Annotated in this window: 17 protein-coding genes and 1 pseudogene; 4 read left to right on the forward strand and 14 right to left on the reverse strand. The window is 66.4% G+C overall.

The features are described from left to right. Positions 1-176 precede the first annotated feature (176 nt). Positions 177-482: pseudogene (locus ACN0SE_RS16665) on the forward strand (ATP-binding cassette domain-containing protein); the annotation flags it as partial. Beyond that, positions 479-1,666, forward strand: coding sequence for an HlyD family type I secretion periplasmic adaptor subunit (locus ACN0SE_RS16670; protein WP_417525662.1), 1,188 nt, complete (start codon positions 479-481; stop codon positions 1,664-1,666). The pseudogene ACN0SE_RS16665 and the gene ACN0SE_RS16670, both read left to right, overlap by 4 nt. Positions 1,667-1,843: 177 nt before the next feature. On the opposite strand, the gene dtd is transcribed toward ACN0SE_RS16670, so the two are convergent. From dtd to ACN0SE_RS16720, 10 genes are all read right to left on the reverse strand, one after another. After that, a complete protein-coding gene (gene dtd / locus ACN0SE_RS16675; protein ID WP_417525663.1) occupies positions 1,844-2,287 on the reverse strand; it encodes a D-aminoacyl-tRNA deacylase in 444 nt (147 codons plus the stop codon). Then, positions 2,284-3,195 carry a carbohydrate kinase family protein gene (locus tag ACN0SE_RS16680; RefSeq protein WP_417525664.1) on the reverse strand — a complete coding sequence of 304 codons (912 nt, stop codon included), beginning with the start codon at positions 3,193-3,195 and terminating at the stop codon, positions 2,284-2,286. The genes dtd and ACN0SE_RS16680 overlap by 4 nt, the downstream gene beginning before the upstream one ends. A gap of 134 nt (positions 3,196-3,329) precedes the next feature. Continuing rightward, positions 3,330-4,454: a primosomal protein N' (replication factor Y) - superfamily II helicase gene (locus tag ACN0SE_RS16685; protein ID WP_417525665.1), complete on the reverse strand. Its 1,125-nt coding sequence runs from the start codon at positions 4,452-4,454 to the stop codon at positions 3,330-3,332. Between the two features lie 99 nt (positions 4,455-4,553). Continuing rightward, positions 4,554-5,672, reverse strand: coding sequence for an SPFH domain-containing protein (locus ACN0SE_RS16690; RefSeq protein WP_417525666.1), 1,119 nt, complete (start codon positions 5,670-5,672; stop codon positions 4,554-4,556). 37 nt (positions 5,673-5,709) lie between these two features. Then, positions 5,710-6,672: a DUF2927 domain-containing protein gene (locus ACN0SE_RS16695; protein WP_417525667.1), complete on the reverse strand. Its 963-nt coding sequence runs from the start codon at positions 6,670-6,672 to the stop codon at positions 5,710-5,712. A 4-nt stretch (positions 6,673-6,676) separates the two neighbouring features. Further along, positions 6,677-7,876 carry a toxic anion resistance protein gene (locus ACN0SE_RS16700; protein WP_417525668.1) on the reverse strand — a complete coding sequence of 400 codons (1,200 nt, stop codon included), beginning with the start codon at positions 7,874-7,876 and terminating at the stop codon, positions 6,677-6,679. A 33-nt stretch (positions 7,877-7,909) separates the two neighbouring features. Continuing rightward, complete coding sequence (locus tag ACN0SE_RS16705) at positions 7,910-8,800, reverse strand: 5-bromo-4-chloroindolyl phosphate hydrolysis family protein (RefSeq protein WP_417525669.1); 891 nt, start codon at positions 8,798-8,800, stop codon at positions 7,910-7,912. After that, a complete protein-coding gene (locus ACN0SE_RS16710) occupies positions 8,800-8,982 on the reverse strand; it encodes a hypothetical protein (protein WP_417525670.1) in 183 nt (60 codons plus the stop codon). Before ACN0SE_RS16710 ends, ACN0SE_RS16705 begins: the two co-directional genes overlap by 1 nt. A 52-nt stretch (positions 8,983-9,034) precedes the next feature. Then, the gene (locus ACN0SE_RS16715; protein WP_417525671.1) at positions 9,035-9,853 is read right to left on the reverse strand and encodes a TerC family protein; all 819 of its coding nucleotides are present in this window, start codon (positions 9,851-9,853) and stop codon (positions 9,035-9,037) included. Positions 9,854-9,950: 97 nt separating this feature from the next. Beyond that, the gene (locus tag ACN0SE_RS16720) at positions 9,951-10,736 is read right to left on the reverse strand and encodes a pseudouridine synthase (protein WP_417525672.1); all 786 of its coding nucleotides are present in this window, start codon (positions 10,734-10,736) and stop codon (positions 9,951-9,953) included. Between the two features lie 51 nt (positions 10,737-10,787). Between ACN0SE_RS16720 and ACN0SE_RS16725 the strand changes: the two genes are divergently transcribed. Continuing rightward, a complete protein-coding gene (locus ACN0SE_RS16725) occupies positions 10,788-11,237 on the forward strand; it encodes a nucleoside deaminase (protein ID WP_417525673.1) in 450 nt (149 codons plus the stop codon). Beyond that, on the forward strand, positions 11,234-11,782 hold the full coding sequence (locus ACN0SE_RS16730; RefSeq protein ID WP_417525674.1) for a pseudouridine synthase: 549 nt from the start codon (positions 11,234-11,236) through the stop codon (positions 11,780-11,782). Before ACN0SE_RS16725 ends, ACN0SE_RS16730 begins: the two co-directional genes overlap by 4 nt. A 108-nt stretch (positions 11,783-11,890) precedes the next feature. On the opposite strand, the gene hemF is transcribed toward ACN0SE_RS16730, so the two are convergent. From hemF to clpS, 4 genes are all read right to left on the reverse strand, one after another. Beyond that, entirely contained in the window at positions 11,891-12,784 is an 894-nt protein-coding gene (hemF, locus tag ACN0SE_RS16735) for an oxygen-dependent coproporphyrinogen oxidase (RefSeq protein WP_417525675.1), read from the reverse strand. A 121-nt stretch (positions 12,785-12,905) separates the two neighbouring features. Continuing rightward, on the reverse strand, positions 12,906-13,706 hold the full coding sequence (locus ACN0SE_RS16740; RefSeq protein ID WP_417525676.1) for an SDR family NAD(P)-dependent oxidoreductase: 801 nt from the start codon (positions 13,704-13,706) through the stop codon (positions 12,906-12,908). A 38-nt stretch (positions 13,707-13,744) separates the two neighbouring features. Then, positions 13,745-14,719, reverse strand: a complete 975-nt coding sequence (locus tag ACN0SE_RS16745; protein ID WP_417525677.1) for a class I SAM-dependent methyltransferase — start codon at positions 14,717-14,719, stop codon at positions 13,745-13,747. A 24-nt stretch (positions 14,720-14,743) separates the two neighbouring features. Further along, positions 14,744-15,076 carry an ATP-dependent Clp protease adapter ClpS gene (clpS, locus tag ACN0SE_RS16750; protein WP_417525703.1) on the reverse strand — a complete coding sequence of 111 codons (333 nt, stop codon included), beginning with the start codon at positions 15,074-15,076 and terminating at the stop codon, positions 14,744-14,746. Positions 15,077-15,293: the final 217 nt, after the last annotated feature.

Below are 15,293 nucleotides of genomic sequence, written 5' to 3' on the forward strand. Positions count from 1 at the left end.
CGCTCGATCCTGAAACCCGGCTCGCCCTTTGGCGACGTGGCGCAGGCGGTCATGGCCTGGAAACCCTCTCTCAGCCCCTCGAACCGATGTCCCTTGACCTCGCCGCCTGAGGAGCCGAACCTTCACAAGCCCAGAACGCTGCCAGGCAATTTCCACAGCTTTCGCGACACGACCATGGCGGTGCCGGCCTGTCGATCGGCCAGCGCCAGTCGATCGGCTGGGCGCGGCTCTGGCTGCAGGACCCCAAGGTCTGCCTGCTGGACGAACCCACCGCGGCGCTGGATCAGACGCTGGAGAAGACCCTGATCTCGCGCCTTGACGGCTGGCTCGAGGGGCGCACGGCGGTGATCGCCACCCACCGGGTGCCGATCCTGTCGCTGGCGACGCGCACCATGGTCCTGCAGAACGGCCGGCTGGCGGTGGACGGGCCGCGTGACAAGGTGCTCGAACACCTGGCAACGGCGCGGGAGGGGCGGGGATGAGCCTGCAGGCGACACAGCTTTCGGGGCAGATGAACGCGCGGCTGCGCGGGCCCTCGTGGACGATCTGGCTGACGGCGATCACCCTCTGGGCCTTCATCCTCTGGTCGGCCTTTGCCTGGCTTGACGAGATCGTCAAGGCCGACGGCGCCTTCATCTCGTCGTCGCGGCCGCAGATCATCCAGAACCTCGAAGGCGGCATCCTGGCCGAGCTGATGGTCAAGGAGGGCGATGTGGTGATGCAGGGCGACATGCTGGCGCGGCTGCACACCACGCAGTTCCAGACCTCGGTCGACGACCTGCAGGACCAGATCGCGGCGCTGGAGATCCGCCGCACGCGGCTCGAGGCGGAACTGGCCGGGGCCGACGATTTCAATGTGCCGCTGGCGCTCTCGGCGCGGCTGCCCGAGATGGTGGCCTCGGAGCGGGCGCTGCTGGTGGCGCGGCAGAGCGACTATCAGAGCCGCAAGCAGGGCGCGGGCCAGGTGATGGACCAGGCCGCCAGCGAGCTGCGGCTGATGGAGAACATGCTGGCCAAGGAGGTGGTGGCGCTGATCGAGGTGACCCGCGCCCGCAAGGCCCATGCCGACGCCAAGAACCGCTATGACGAGGTGGTGACCCAGACCGAACTGGAACGCGCCGAGGCCTATTCCGAGACGCTGAAGGAGCTGGCGACGCTGAAGCAGAACCTGAAGTCCGCGCTCGACCAGCTGAACCGCACGATACTGCGCTCGCCAATGCATGGCGTGGTCAACAACCTCAACGTGACGACAATCGGCGGGGTGGTGCGCCCCGGCGAGGAGATCCTGCAGATCATCCCGATGGACGAGGAGCTGTTCGTCGAGGCGCAGGTGCGCCCCGAGGACATCGCCAACATCCGCCGCGGCCAGGAGGCGACGATCAAGCTCTCGGCCTATGACTACACCATCTACGGCACCTTGAAGGGGCGGGTGGATTTCATCTCGGCCGACACTTTCAAGGATGACCGGGTGCGCGAGGCGGAGCAGGACCCGCATTACAAGGTGACCCTGCGGGTCGACATGGGGGCGCTGACCGACCGCCAGGCGCAGATCGAGATCCGGCCGGGCATGCAGGCCCAGGTCGAGCTGCACACCGGGCAGCGCACGGTGCTGCAATACCTGATGAAGCCGCTCTACAAGAGTCGCGAGGCGCTGCGGGAAGGGTGAGGGTTCCGGATTGAGCGCCCTGCGGGCGCGCTGGTTCTTGGGACCTTGGGCGGGCGTGAGCCCGGTCTGTCGACGGTGGTCTGTTTGGCGGGTGGCGTGTGGCGTATTTGGGAAAGAGAAGAACGGGGGAAGGGGCGCTTTGGAGCGGCGGGCCGGTATTTGTCGCAGAGTGCGGGGTCAGGCCTCGGTGTCGAGCCAGATGGTGACGGGGCCGTCGTTGGTCAGGCTGACCTGCATGTTGGCGCCGAAGCGGCCGGTTTTTGTCTTGATGCCCTGGCTGCGCAGCGCCGTGGCGAAGGCCTCGTAGAGCGCCTCGCCGGTTTCGGGGGCGGCGGCAGGGGAGAAGCCGGGGCGGTTGCCGCGGCGGGTGTCGGCGGCCAGGGTGAACTGGCTGACCACCAAGGCCTGGCCGCCGATGTCGGTGACGGCACGGTTCATCTTGCCGGCGTCGTCGGTGAAGATGCGCAGGCGGGCGGTCCTGGCGGCGAGTTTTTCCGCTTCGGCCGCTGTGTCGCCCTGCATGGCGCAGACCAGGATCATCAGACCGGGGCCGCATTGGCCGATGACCTCGCCATCGACCGCGACGCTTGCCTCGGTCACCCGTTGCAGCAGTGCCCTCACGCCAGTTCGTGGGCCCAGGGCGGGTTGGCACCGGCGCGGCTGACGGTGACGGCGGCGGCGCGCATGCCGAGCTCGATCGCCGGGCGGAGATCCTCCAGCGAGGCCTGTTTGAAGGCCGCCTTGTCGATCAGGCCGGCGCGGTGCAGACCGGCGAGCATGCCGGCGTTGAAGGTGTCGCCGGCGCCGACGGTATCGACCACTTCGACCTTGGTGGTGGGCAGGTCGAGCCTGCCTTCGGCGCTTTGTGCCAGAACGCCTTCGCCGCCGCGGGTCATCAGCACCACACGCACGCCCTTGTCGATCAGCGCCTGCGGATCGGTGCCGCCGGTCAGCCAGTCGAGATCCTCGTCGGAGACCTTGACCACATCGGCCACCGCCAGCATCCGGTCGAGCCGGGCACGGTAGCTGGCCTCGTCGCGGATGAAGCTGGGGCGGATGTTGGGATCGATCATGATCAGGCGATCGGCGGCCTCGCGGGTGGCCAGCGCCGCATAGGTGTCGCCGCAGGGCTCGACCGGCAGGCTGATGCCGCCGAAGAACAGCGCCTTGACTGCGGCCGGCACCTCGGGGAGATCGCTTTGCGCCAGCATGCGGCCGGCGGTGTTCTCGTCGTAGAAGGCATAGGTGGCATGACCGTCCTTGAGCGTGACGAAGGCCAGGGTGGTCGGCCGGTCGCTGCGCGGGGCCAGCGAGGTGTCGACGCGCGACGCCACCAGATCGGCCTCGAGCAGCTGGCCGAACATGTCGGAGCTGAGCCCACCGAAATAGCCCGCCGGCGCCTCGAGACGGCCAAGCGCGATCGCCGTGTTGTAGACCGCACCCCCGGTATGGGGGGCGAAGGCCGGCTCATCCAGGGTGGATGTGCGCGGCAGCATGTCGATCAGCGATTCTCCGCAGCAGAGGATCATGGGGCTCTTCCTGTCTCAAGGGGATGTCATGTTGGCGCTAACTGTGACGTATTCGGGCTCTTTCCGCAAGTCTTGGGCGATCTCGGAGTTTGGGACGTGATGCCGCAACCCGAGGGCCGCGGGGTGGTGCCCGCCTATTGTTGCGTGACCGCCCAGAGATAGCCAAGCCCCCCGGCGACGATCAGCCCGAGAATGACGGCAATCGCGATCTTGATCGCCGACCAGGGGCGTTCGCCCTGCACCCGTCCTGTGCGGCCGTTGACCACGAAGCGGTAGCTCTTGCCGCGGTACTTGTAGGCGGCGAGCCAGACCGGCAGCAGGATGTGCTTGAAGGTGATGTCGTCGACCTGGGTCGCGATGTCGGTGATGCGCTGGCGGTCGCCGCCGATGTCGAACTTGACGTCGCGCTGGATCATCCGGTCCATCTGCGCGCGGGCCTCGACAAAGCCTTCGGCCAGCTCGACGGTGTAGCCCTCGGCGCGGAACCCGGCGAGGAACTCCGGCCGGTAGGGTTCCAGCGCGGCAAGGTCCCAGGGCTCCAGCCCGTCGGTATAGCGCTTGGGCAGCGAGCGCGAGGCCAGCACCAGAACATCGTCGAAGAACCGCGCCACCCGCCCCGAGACCGAGCGCCAGCGCACCTTCTGCACCCGCTGGGTCACACGCTTGCCGTTGCGGGTGACGGTGCGGTTTTCGTAGTAGACGGTGCCACGCTGGCCGCGATAGCTCGATTTCGTGTCGGCGTCGAAGGTCCAGTAGGGGACATAGATGCCGTCCATCTTGCGGCCTTTGCGGGCATAGTCCTGCAGACCGTTGGGCGCGAACCAGAGCTTGCCCAGCCAGTCGGTCATCGCCTTGTGGGCATCGCGTTCCTGCAGGGCAAAGGGCAGGAGGCCGCGGGGCTTGATATGGCGGTGAGTTCCAGTGTCGATCACCACGGGGGTGGCGCAGAACGGGCATTCGCGGGAATGCACCTCGGCGTCGAACTCGACCTGGGCACCGCAATTGGGGCATTTCGAGACGCGGGTCTCTTCGATCTCTTCCTGCGGCAGTTGCTGCGCCAGGGCTGCCTCGAAGTCCAGTTCCTTGAGCGCCGCGCCGGCCCAGGGACCGGTGGCGATCTCGGCGGTATTGCCGCAGAAATCGCACTTCAGATCGCCGGTTCCCGGGTCAAAGCGCATGTCGGCGCCGCATTCATCGCAGGGAAAGCGGTGTTCGTTCTCTGGCGCGGGGGCCGGTGGCGGTGAGAGCGTGTCGGTCATGGGGCGCCTTTTGAGGGCTTTGGGGTGGGGGGCTCTGCCCCCCGGACTGCGTCCTCCCCCCGCGGTATTTTCGAACAGAAGAAGGACCGGGGAGGACGGCTACATGCCGGGCGGTGGCGGTGGCAGGATGGTGAAGAGCTGCGCGAGTTCCTGCACGTCCTCGGCGCGTTTCCAGCCGTCCTGACCGGCGGTCCAGACATAAGTCTCGCGGGTGATCTCGCCGTCCTGCGCCATGCGTCCGAGGCGCGCCTTGGAGAACGGGCCCTTGGTCTCGCCGCCCTCGGCGATGTGCCAGACGTGTTCCACCGGCGGCGGCGGGGGCGGGGCGGTGCGAGAGGCGGCAGGTTGCTGGCCCCAGGAGCCCTGGCTGCCGGCCATCTGCTGCGCCATGGCCATGCCCATTCCCATGCCGAGACCGGCGCCCATGCCGCCACCGCCATTGGGGTTGGCGGCCGCGCGGGTCATCGCCTCGGCGGCGGAATACTGGGTGAACTTGCCCAGATCACCGGCCAGCCCCATCGAGGTGCGCTTGTCCAGCGCCTCTTCAACGGCGGGGGGCAGCGAGATGTTCTCGATATAGAACTCGGGGATTTCAAGGCCGTAGCCGGCGACGATCTGGCTGATCTCGGCGGCGATCATCCGGCCGAGGTCGGCGGTGTTGGCCGCCATGTCGAGCACCGGAATGCCGGAGCCGGCGATCACCCGGGCGACCTCTTGCACGATGATGTTGCGGATCTGGTAGGAGATCTCGTCCATGGTGAATTCGCCGTCGGTGCCGACGATTTCGGTCATGAAGAGCGCCGGGTCCTTCACCCGCACGGTATAGGTGCCATAGGCCCGGATGCGCGTCGGCCCGAACTCGGGGTCGCGCAGCATGATCGGGTTCTTGGTGCCCCACTTCAGATCGGTGAAGCGGGTGGTGTTGACGAAGTAGATCTCGGACTTGAACGGCGACTTGAAACCGTGGTCCCAGCGCTGCAGCGTCGTCATGATCGGCATGTTGTTGGTCTCGAGCATGTAGAGACCGGGGGTGAAGACATCCGCCAGCTGCCCCTCGTGCACGAAGACCGCCGCCTGGCCTTCGCGGACCGTCAGCTTGGCGCCGTACTTGATGGCGTGGCCGTGACGCTCGAAACGCCAGACCATGGTGTCACGGGTGTCGTCGGTCCAGTGAATGACATCGATGAATTCACCGGTCAGGAAATCGAAAATGCCCATCGGGTGGTCTCCCTTGGTTCGGCGCGGCGTTGCGCGGTCAGCTCGGTCCGCCGAGCAGGTCGTCGGCGATGGTTTCGACGATCGGCGCGGCTTCGTCCCAGGACATGCCGGCCCGCAGGCGACGGTCATAGAGCATCTTGAGCAGAAGCTCGTCATGGCCGGTCAGCAGCGCAAATTCGTCGTCGTCGTTGAAGATCGAGGGCCGGGCGCGGGGACTGTCATTGGCCAGCCCCAGGCCCTGGGCCAGCTCCTCGTGCACGCAGCTCTTGCGCAGCAGCGAGGGGTGTTCGGCGCGGATCAGGGCGATCGACTTGGCGTATTCGTGGCCGCCGGGTTCCGAGGAAAAGGCGATCACAAGGCAGTGGATCGAGCGCGGCAGGCTGCGGAAGATGTTGAGCGCGTTCTCGTTGATGTTCGGAACGATCTGCTTGATCCGGGCAGGCAGCGCCTGGCCGTCGTCCTCGGACATGTAGAGCACGTAGTAGTTCGGATCAGTGTCGGTCATGGTGATCGGATGACCGGTCACCCGCGACAGGCGGGCGGCGTAGCGTGCCACCTCGGCCCGGTCGGCGGCCTTTTGCGACTGCGGCACGGTGCTGCCGAATTCCACCGACATGCGGATGGGCTGGCCCCAGCGCTTGAGTCGGCTGGCGCCGCCGCGGCCGGACTGCAGACCGGCGCCGCGGACGTATTCATCGAAGAACGCAATGCGCTCGAAGTTCTCGATCAGCATGCGGCGGCTGAACTCGGTGTCAGGCCCGCCGCCATCGGTGCGCAAGAGGCCCTGCGCCACCAGCTGCTGTTCGACGCGCTCGTAGTAGGCCGCGAGCTTGAGGCTGTCTTCCGAGGGCGCGACGGTCTTCTGTCGGGTGGGCGGCTTGGGCGAGGCCGGCGCTTCGGGGCGATCCGGCGGCACGGGCACCGGGTCGACCGGCATGGCGCAGCCCGCCAGCGCCAGGGCGCCGGCAAGGACCACGGGAAAGAGACGGCGCCCGGCCATCGCGTCAGGCCGCCGGGACGGCGGTGCTGGCGGTGTCGCCCAGCCCGGTCTTTTTCGCCTTGGCCGAGGCCAGGGTGTCGCGCAGTTCCTTTTCCATCCGCTTGAGCTCCTCTTCGGCGGCAGCGCGACGGGCCTTGCCCTCGTCGGCGATCTGCAGGCTTTCCTGGATGGTGCCGATCAGATCGGCATTGGCCTGCTTGACGGCTTCGATGTCGAACACGCCCCGCTCCATCTCTTCGCGGATCATCTTGTTGCTCTCGCGCAGGTTCTTGGCATTGGCGGTCAGCAGCTCGTTGGTCAGGTCATTGGCCTCGCGCACCGCAGCGGCGGCCTCGGCCGAGCGCTGGATGGTCACGGCCTGGGCCAGCTGGGTTTCCCAGAGCGGCACGGTGTTGACCAGCGTCGAGTTGATCTTGGTGACCAGCGACTTGTCGTTCTCCTGCACCAGTCGGATCGAGGGCAGGGACTGCATCGTCACCTGACGGGTCAGCTTGAGGTCATGCACCCGGCGTTCAAGGTCGTCGCGCGCCGCACGCAGATCGCGCAGTTCCTGCGCCTGCATGACCTGCTCATTCTCGGCCGCGGCCTTGACCACGGCTTCCTTGGCCGGAATGTCCTGGGTGTCCAGCTGTTTCAGCTTTTCCTCGCCCGCGGCAATATAGAGCGCCAGCTCGTCATAGAAATTCAATGTCTTTTCATAGAGCATGTCGAGGCTCTTGATATCTTTCAAGAGCTTATGTTCATGCTCCAGCAGATTGTCGGTCACCCGGTCGATCTGGCCCTGCACTTCCTCGAAGCGCGCGGTGAACTTGGCAAAGGGTGCGGCGCGGCCCAGCAGTTTCTCCCACCAGCTGCGCTCGCGGCGCACGTCGAGCTCGGAGACCGAGAAGCCGCGGATGGTGGTGACGATGGCGCGCAGCGAGTCGCCGGCAGGACCCACGTCCTTGTTGCGCACGTCCTGCAGCATTGCCTGGCTGATTTCCTGCAGCTCGGCCTGGGCGGCCGAGCCGAACGACACGATGGAGTTGGTATCCTCCATGTCGATCTCATCCATGCGCTGGCGGATCTCGCTGCTGACCACCGGATCGGCCTGCTCGAGCGAGACCACGTCCTGGGCCCCTTTCGGCTCGGGCAGGACCACGGCGCTGACTTCTTCCACCAGGGCCAAGTCACGCTTGGCCTGTTCTCTCACATTGTCCGACATGGGTTAGTCCTTCCCCGTTTAACTGTCTCGGGCTCAGTCGAGCCGCACCCCTTCGCGCTGCAACCGGTCGCGCAGCACATCGATTTCGATCGCCAGATCGGCGTTGCTGTCGTCGAGAAGCTTGCGCGTCTTGGCGACGTAATTCTCTTCCAGATCGGTCAGCAGCATCAGGTAATCCGATTTCGCCGCCGCATCGCGGTCGCGGGCGTAGATGTCGGCGAACTTGATCGTCGCGTCACGCGCGCCCATCAGGTAGACGCCGAGATACTTGCGAGAGGCGGTGAGATCGCGCGGGTCTTCCTCGACCGTGCGCAGCATCTCGCGGACCGATTGCTGAAACCGTTCGACCCGCGCCTCAAGCCGCGGATCCTGTGCCCGGCGGATCGCGCCCTTCATGGCGGTCAGATGCGCCTCGGCCTCGTCGATCACCCGCGCCACGCGGTCCTGCTGGAACTCGTCAACGCCCTGCAGAGACTTGTTCTTCAGCGGGTCGAGGCCGAAGGCGGTGATGTGCAGCGCCGCCGCGATCACGCCGTACAGCCCGCTGGCCGCAAAGCCCAGATCATGGCTGAGACCGGCCAGAGCGGTGCCGACGCCAATCAGCCCCATGCCGAGGATCTTGCGCGGCAGGGCAGGGCGGCGGGCCACCTTGCGGGCGTTGTACTCGGCCTCGGCCCTGAGCCCTTCGCGCGTGAGCCAGGCCGCCAGCGTCCAGACACCGGCACCGGCAAGGCCCAGCGCCAGCGCCTCGGGGCCGTCGCCGAAGGAGGTGAAGGCAAGCAATGCGCCCGGCACGAACAGCAGGTTCGAGCGCGCGCCTGTGGGGCTGACCGTGGCCTTCAGCGGCCGGGTCTCGACGCCAGCGCCGCTCTTGCTCTCGCTTGTGCCCTTGGGGCTGTAGGATCCGCCGTATCTCTGTGCCATCACTCGGCCCCCAGCCAGCCGACCGCGACGCCGGACATCAGGAAGAACAGGCAGGCATAGGCCACCTTCTGTACGCCATTGAGCCTGCCGCCCCGGTCACCAGAGGACCAGACCGCCACCGCCATGGCGCCGACCGCAATGATCACCGCGGCCAGAACCAGCAGCGTGATAAACCGGATCATCGGAAATCCCCCTCAAACACGTTCACAAGATAGGTGATGACTGCCCTCACCGCTAGTGCCGTGCTGCGGTGCGCCGCTCGGCGTTGAGCTTGCGGCTGTAGCCCGATTGCAGGATTTCCACCGCGAAGAGCACCACCACGGCAAAGTAGAAGGTGGTCTTGGACATCGGAATGACCTCGTAGCCAAAGACCTTGAGCGCCAGCGTATCGTCATGCATCGCATGGGCCGCGGCCTGGCCGGCCTCGCCCAGAAGCACCACGCCGACGATCAGCAGGATGAAGAGACCCAGCACCTCGTACATGCGGTTTTTCTCGAGAAACCGCGTCACACCGTCAGCCAGCAGCAGCATTGCCAGGCCCGACAGCAGGATCGCGGTGGCGAGGATCGGAAAGACATCGGTGATCGCGATGGCCGAGAGCACGCTGTCGAAGGAGAAGATCAGGTTCATCGTCACGATCAGCATGATGACCTGGCCGGCGGATTTGCCCGCCTTGCCCTCGACATCGGTCTTCAGATGCTCGATCGACAGCATGTGGCCGATTTCCTTGACCGCGGTATAGATGATGAAGATGCCGCCGATGATGAACACCAGCGTGGCAAAGTTCACGCCGCCGGTCAGGACGCCCTCCCAGTTCATCACGAAGAACGGTTCCGCCAGGCTGTCGATCAGTCGGATCATCACGAAGAGCAGCACCACCCGCAGCACCACGGCGATGATGATCCCCCAGAAGCGCACCGCCTTCTGGTGCGCCACCGGGGCGCGCTGGCTTTCGATCGAGATGTAAAGCAGATTGTCGAACCCGAGCACCGCCTGCAGGAAGCAGAGCATCACCAGATTGCCCAGGTTTTCGATCGTAAGAAGGTCCGCCATGGTCCTGAATTTCCCCTGAAAATCGCCGTCATACCTGCTTAGCGCAGCTTTTCATGAAAGCACAACGACAGGCAGGGGGAAAAAGGTCCGTGGAAAGTCAGCGGATGCGTTTTCTTCGGGTGCGCTCGGGTTTTGGGCGGTCGGGCTTGGCGCCGTCGAGACCAAGCTGGTCGCGCACGATCTTGGACCGCACCTCCTCGACTGCGCCGGGCTTGAGCTGGCCCAGCTGGAAGGGGCCGTAGGACACCCGGATCAGCCGGTTCACGCTGAGACCGATGCTCTCCATGGCGCGGCGGATTTCGCGGTTCTTGCCCTCGCGCAGGCCGACGGTCAGCCAGGCATTGGCGCCCTGCTGCCGGTCGATCGAGACAATCATCGGCAGATAGTCGGTGCCCTCGACGCGGGTGCCCTTGCGCAGGGGTTCGAGCATCTCGTCGGTGGGCCGGCCCTTGATGCGCACGCGGTAGCGCCGCAGCCAGCCGGTCGAGGGCAGCTCCAGCTTGCGCTTGACGCCGCCATCGTTGGTCAGGAGCAGCAGCCCCTCGGAATTCAGGTCGAGCCGCCCCACGGACATCACCCGGGGCAAATCCTCGGGCAGCTCGTCAAAGATCGTCGGGCGGCCCTGTTCGTCCTTGTGAGAGGTCACCAGCCCGGCCGGCTTGTGATAGAGCCAGAGCCGTTCGGGCTCTGGCGCGTTCAGCGGCTTGCCGTCGACCTCGATCTTGTCCTTGTCGGTCACGTTGAGCGCGGCGCGGGCGATGATCTCGCCGTTGACGCGCACGCGGCCGGCTTCGATCATGCGTTCCGCCTCGCGCCGCGAGGCGACGCCAGCGCGGGCAAGAACCTTTGCGATCCGGTCGCCTTCGGGGGTTTTCTGAGCCATGCGGCAGCCTTAGTGAGTTGCGCCCCTTCGCGCAAGCGGGCAAGACAGGCCATGACCTTCCGTTCCCACATGGCAGCGGCCCTTGAAGAGGCGAAATCCGCCGCCCTGCGCGGCGAAGTGCCGGTGGGCGCCGTGGTGGTCTCGCCCGCGGGCGAGATCGTGGCCCGCGCCGGCAACCGCACCCGCGAGCTGTCCGATCCCACGGCCCATGCCGAGGTTCTGGCGATCCGCGCCGCCTGTGCCGCGCTGGGGTCGGAGCGACTGGTGGGGCATGATCTCTATGTCACGCTCGAGCCGTGCGCGATCTGCGCCGGCACCATTGCCGCCGCCCGCATCGCCAGGCTCTATTACGGTGCCGCCGATCCGAAATCCGGCGGCGTGGCCTATGGCGCCAGGGTGTTCTCGCATCCCCAGGCGCATCACGTGCCCGAGGTCTACGACGGCATCCGCGCCAGCGAGGCCGAAACCCTGCTCAAATCCTTCTTTGCGATGCGCCGATGACCCGATTGATCCTGTTTCACAAACCCTTTGGCGTGCTGTCGCAGTTCACCGACAAGGGGACCGAAGGCTCCAGCCGCCCGACGCTGTCGGATTACATCGACGTGCCCAAGGTCTATCCCGCCGGCCGGCTGGATCGCGACAGCGAGGGGCTCTTGCTGCTGACCGACGATGGCAAGCTGCAGCACCGCATCGCCCATCCCAAGGCCAAGCAGCCCAAGACCTATTGGGTGCAGGTCGAGGGGCTGCCGGAGCCCGAGGCGCTCGATGCGCTGCGCCGCGGTGTCGAGTTGAAGGACGGCCGGACCCGCCCGGCCAAGGCACGCCGGATCGAGGCGCCAAGCCCGCTCTTCGACCGCGACCCGCCGGTGCGGTTCCGCAAGTCGGTGCCGGATTGCTGGCTGGAGCTGACGATCACCGAGGGCAAGAACCGTCAGGTGCGCCGGATGACCGCTCATGTCGGCCATCCCACCTTGCGCCTGATCCGTGCCCAGATCGGGCCCTGGCACCTCGGTGGCCTCCGCCCCGGCGAATGGCGCGACGCGTAGGGTGGGTTTTCAACCCACCGGGGGTGGGGAATGGCGGAGGGGCGGTGGGTTGCAAACCCACCCTACGCCAGACCCGTAGGGTGGGTTTTCAACCCACCACACCTGATCTCACACCCATTTCGCCAAGGGCGGCAGGGACATCAGCACCGCGTCCGGATCATGCCCGGTGGTCAGCCCGAACTTGGTTCCCCGGTCATAGACCAGATTGTACTCGGCATAGAGCCCGCGGTGGATGAGCTGCGCGTCCTTCTCGGCCTCGCCGAACGCCATCACCCGCCGCTTTTCGACCAGCGGCAGATAGGCCGGCAAAAACGCCCGGCCGATGTCCCGCGTCAGGGCGAAATCCGCCGCCCAGTCGCCGGTGTTGCGATCGTCCATGAAGATGCCGCCGACGCCGCGCGCGCGCTTGCGGTGGGGGATGTAGAAATACTCGTTGGCCCACTCCTTGAGCCGGGGGTATTCCGCCTCGCCATGGGGATCGAGATGCGCCTTCTGGACGGCGTGAAAATGCGCGGTGTCCTCGGCGTATTCGATGCAGGGGTTGAGGTCCGAGCCGCCGCCGAACCACCAGGTGTGCGGCGTCCAGAACATCCGGGTGTTCATGTGCACTGCCGGGACATGAGGATTGCGCATATGCGCCACCAGCGAGATCCCCGAGGCCCAGAACCGCGGATCCTCTTTCATCCCCGGCAGGCCCTTGCGGGCCGCCATGGCGTTCTGCGCCGCCTCGCCCAGGGTGCCATAGACGGTCGAGACATTGACGCCGACCTTCTCGAACACCCGACCGCCGCGCATCACGCTCATCAGCCCGCCGCCGGCGTCGCTGCCATCGTCAGAGGCGCGCGAGGTTTCCTTGACCTCGAACTGCCCAGGCGGCAGATCGGCGAAGGGGCCGGTGTCATGGCTCTCTTCCAGCGCCTCGAAGGCGGCGACGATGCCGTCGCGCAGGTCGCGAAACCAGGTGGCCGCCTGCTGTTTCTCGGCTGCAAATTCTTCGCTCATAGGCTCTCCCACCGGTCCCGGCCCGGTTTCTTCTCTGGTCCGCATATCTCTTTTGGGGGCAGAGGCCGCAGGCCCGGACGACAGGTCCCGGTGCCGCGCGGGCGCTCGCCGCCGCGTCAGATCAATGCGCCGGCGCGGTCACCGGGTCAACCAGGGTGCGCCCGCCGTCGACCGTCATGATCTGCCCGGTGACAAACCCCGCACCCTCGGAGGCCAGGAATTGCGTGGCCTCGGCCAATTCGCCGGGCGAGGCGATGCGACCCAGGGGCGTGTTGTCCTCGATCTCGCTGCGGAACTCGCGGTTTTCCTTCAGCGCGCCCTTGAGGCTGGCCGACATGACCGAGCCGAAAGCCACGCCGTTCACCCGGATGCGATGCGGCGCCAGCGCCACCGCCAGCGAACGGGTCATCTGGTCGAGCGCCGCGGTCGAGACCGAATAGGCCAGAAGCTCGGGGTGGGTGCGCCGCGCCGCGATCGACGAGACATTGACGATCGAGCCCAGCTGGCCTTCGTCCTGCTCCTCGCCCTGCTTGATCATCCGCTTGGCCACCAGCTGCGACAGCCGCAGCGAGGTCAGCAGGTTCTGCTGCAGCAGTTGCTCGACGGTATCGTCGTCCATGTCGAGCGGGTCGGACGGCAGGATCTGCCGGCTGCCGTTGACCAGGATGTCGACGCGGTCAAAGGCGTCGAGCGTGGCCGAGAGCAGGTTGGCCAGCGTCAGACGCTCGCGCAGGTCGCCGGCGAAATAGCGCGCCGGGCCGTCGTCGGGGGTCTCGCCGATCTCGTCGGCGAGCTTGGCCTCGTCCATGTCGGCAAAGACCACATTGGCGCCCTTGTCGATGAAATGCCGCCCGATGGCGAGCCCGATGCCGTTGGCCGCCCCGGTCACGATGGCGGTCTTGCCTTCGATCGAGAAACCCATGTGTCGCTCCTGATTCCCTCGCGCCAGCCTAGTCCGTCTCAGCGTGGGCCGCGAGCGGGGCGTGACGCCTGCAATATCTTGAATTTTCCGTCGCCGGCGACTTCCTCGACCTTGCCGAAGGCCGCATCCAGCGTCGCCTCGTAAGGCAGGTGGCGATTGGCCACCAGCAAGAGCCGCCCCCCGGGCCGCAAGATGCGGCGCGCGGTGGCGATGAAGCTCTGGCCCAGTTCCGGCACGCCCTTGCGGCCCTGGTGGAAGGGCGGGTTGGTCAGCACGGTGTCGAACAGCACCGGCGGCTCCCAGCGCCGCACATCGGCCCAGTGAAACCGCGCCCGCCCGTCGGTGACGTTGTGGCGCGCGCAATCCAGCGCCGCCGCATCGCTCTCTACCAGGTGCAGCTCTTCGATGCCGGAGTTCTCCAGCGCGCGTGCCGCCAGAAAACCCCAGCCGGCGCCCAGATCGGCGACATGGCGGCCGAGCTTGTCTGGCAGGTTGGCGGCCAGCAGCGCCGAGGCCGGGTCGATGCCATCAGCCGAAAAGACACCGGGCAGGGTGCGAAAGCCGTCGGCCGTGCCGGCCTCGGCCTGCCAGTCGTCGTAGACCGGCGCGGCAGTGAACCAGAAGGCGCGACCATGCGCCTTGGTCATCTGGCCGATGATCTCGGCCCGTGCGCGGCAGGCCTTGAACAGGCTGTCGACGCCGTCGGTCTTTTGCCCGTCCACCAGGATCAGACCCTCGGGACAGGTCCGCACCGCCTCGGCCAAGAGTGCCTTGGCCTCGGCCTTGGCGCGCGGCACGATCACGACGGCAGCGGCGTAAGGCCCCTGAGCCCCGGTCACGCAGTCGAAGCGCGCCAGCGCGTCATGCACCTGCGCCTCGCGGCTGATCACCTGCACCCGCTCGCGGGGCAGGGCAGAGAGGTCGGTCTCGGCGTCGGGCGCAAAGACGGCGATGCGGCCATCGGCGGGCATCGCGGCCTCGGCCAGCGCCAGGGATAAACGGGAGGCAGCCATGTCAGCGGCGCGCACGAAGCGCGGCTATTCCTTTTCCATGGTGCATTGCAGCGGATGCTGGTGGCGGCGGGCGAAATCCATCACCTGCGCGACCTTGGTCTCGGCGATCTCGTGGCTGAAGACCCCGACCACGGCAATGCCCTTCTTGTGCACGGTCAGCATGATCTCGAAGGCCTGGGCGTGGTTCATGCCAAAGAACCGCTCGAGCACATGCACGACAAATTCCATCGGCGTGTAATCGTCGTTGAGCAGAAGCACCTTGTAGAGCGGCGGCCGCTTGGTCTTGGGACGGGTCTGGACAGCGATGCCGCTGTCGGCATCGTCATCCTTGTCCTGAGACACGATCGGGCGCGCCATCGAGATCGGGGATATGAGCATGTCTGTCGGTTGCGTCCAGCTTGGTGCAGATCAGGTCGATCCCTCTATATAACGCGCCGCGCGTTTTAGAAAAGAGGGGCAGGGCGCTTTGACCGAGATTCCCGCGAGGTCACGGGCGGGCCGAGTGCCGCGCCCCGGGGCAAAAGGGATTCGCCACATTCCTGACACAATGGCCGGTTTAGCTACGTGACGTCGG

The organism is Marinovum sp. (assembly GCF_048263515.1).
GTDB lineage: Bacteria > Pseudomonadota > Alphaproteobacteria > Rhodobacterales > Rhodobacteraceae > Marinovum.

What these genes read in the sequence shown, in the direction of transcription:
- ACN0SE_RS16695 (WP_417525667.1), bottom strand. Translation starts at nt 6,672, where the DNA reads ATGGCCGGGCGCCGTCTCTTTCCCGTGGTCCTTGCCGGCGCCCTGGCG.
- ACN0SE_RS16715 (WP_417525671.1), bottom strand. Translation starts at nt 9,853, where the DNA reads ATGGCGGACCTTCTTACGATCGAAAACCTGGGCAATCTGGTGATGCTC.
- clpS (WP_417525703.1), bottom strand. Translation starts at nt 15,076, where the DNA reads ATGGCGCGCCCGATCGTGTCTCAGGACAAGGATGACGATGCCGACAGC.
- ACN0SE_RS16700 (WP_417525668.1), bottom strand. Translation starts at nt 7,876, where the DNA reads ATGTCGGACAATGTGAGAGAACAGGCCAAGCGTGACTTGGCCCTGGTG.
- ACN0SE_RS16720 (WP_417525672.1), bottom strand. Translation starts at nt 10,736, where the DNA reads ATGGCTCAGAAAACCCCCGAAGGCGACCGGATCGCAAAGGTTCTTGCC.
- ACN0SE_RS16690 (WP_417525666.1), bottom strand. Translation starts at nt 5,672, where the DNA reads ATGGGCATTTTCGATTTCCTGACCGGTGAATTCATCGATGTCATTCAC.
- ACN0SE_RS16705 (WP_417525669.1), bottom strand. Translation starts at nt 8,800, where the DNA reads ATGGCACAGAGATACGGCGGATCCTACAGCCCCAAGGGCACAAGCGAG.
- ACN0SE_RS16725 (WP_417525673.1), top strand. Translation starts at nt 10,788, where the DNA reads ATGACCTTCCGTTCCCACATGGCAGCGGCCCTTGAAGAGGCGAAATCC.
- ACN0SE_RS16710 (WP_417525670.1), bottom strand. Translation starts at nt 8,982, where the DNA reads ATGATCCGGTTTATCACGCTGCTGGTTCTGGCCGCGGTGATCATTGCG.
- hemF (WP_417525675.1), bottom strand. Translation starts at nt 12,784, where the DNA reads ATGAGCGAAGAATTTGCAGCCGAGAAACAGCAGGCGGCCACCTGGTTT.
- ACN0SE_RS16745 (WP_417525677.1), bottom strand. Translation starts at nt 14,719, where the DNA reads ATGGCTGCCTCCCGTTTATCCCTGGCGCTGGCCGAGGCCGCGATGCCC.
- ACN0SE_RS16740 (WP_417525676.1), bottom strand. Translation starts at nt 13,706, where the DNA reads ATGGGTTTCTCGATCGAAGGCAAGACCGCCATCGTGACCGGGGCGGCC.
- ACN0SE_RS16730 (WP_417525674.1), top strand. Translation starts at nt 11,234, where the DNA reads ATGACCCGATTGATCCTGTTTCACAAACCCTTTGGCGTGCTGTCGCAG.
- ACN0SE_RS16670 (WP_417525662.1), top strand. Translation starts at nt 479, where the DNA reads ATGAGCCTGCAGGCGACACAGCTTTCGGGGCAGATGAACGCGCGGCTG.
- ACN0SE_RS16680 (WP_417525664.1), bottom strand. Translation starts at nt 3,195, where the DNA reads ATGATCCTCTGCTGCGGAGAATCGCTGATCGACATGCTGCCGCGCACA.
- ACN0SE_RS16685 (WP_417525665.1), bottom strand. Translation starts at nt 4,454, where the DNA reads ATGACCGACACGCTCTCACCGCCACCGGCCCCCGCGCCAGAGAACGAA.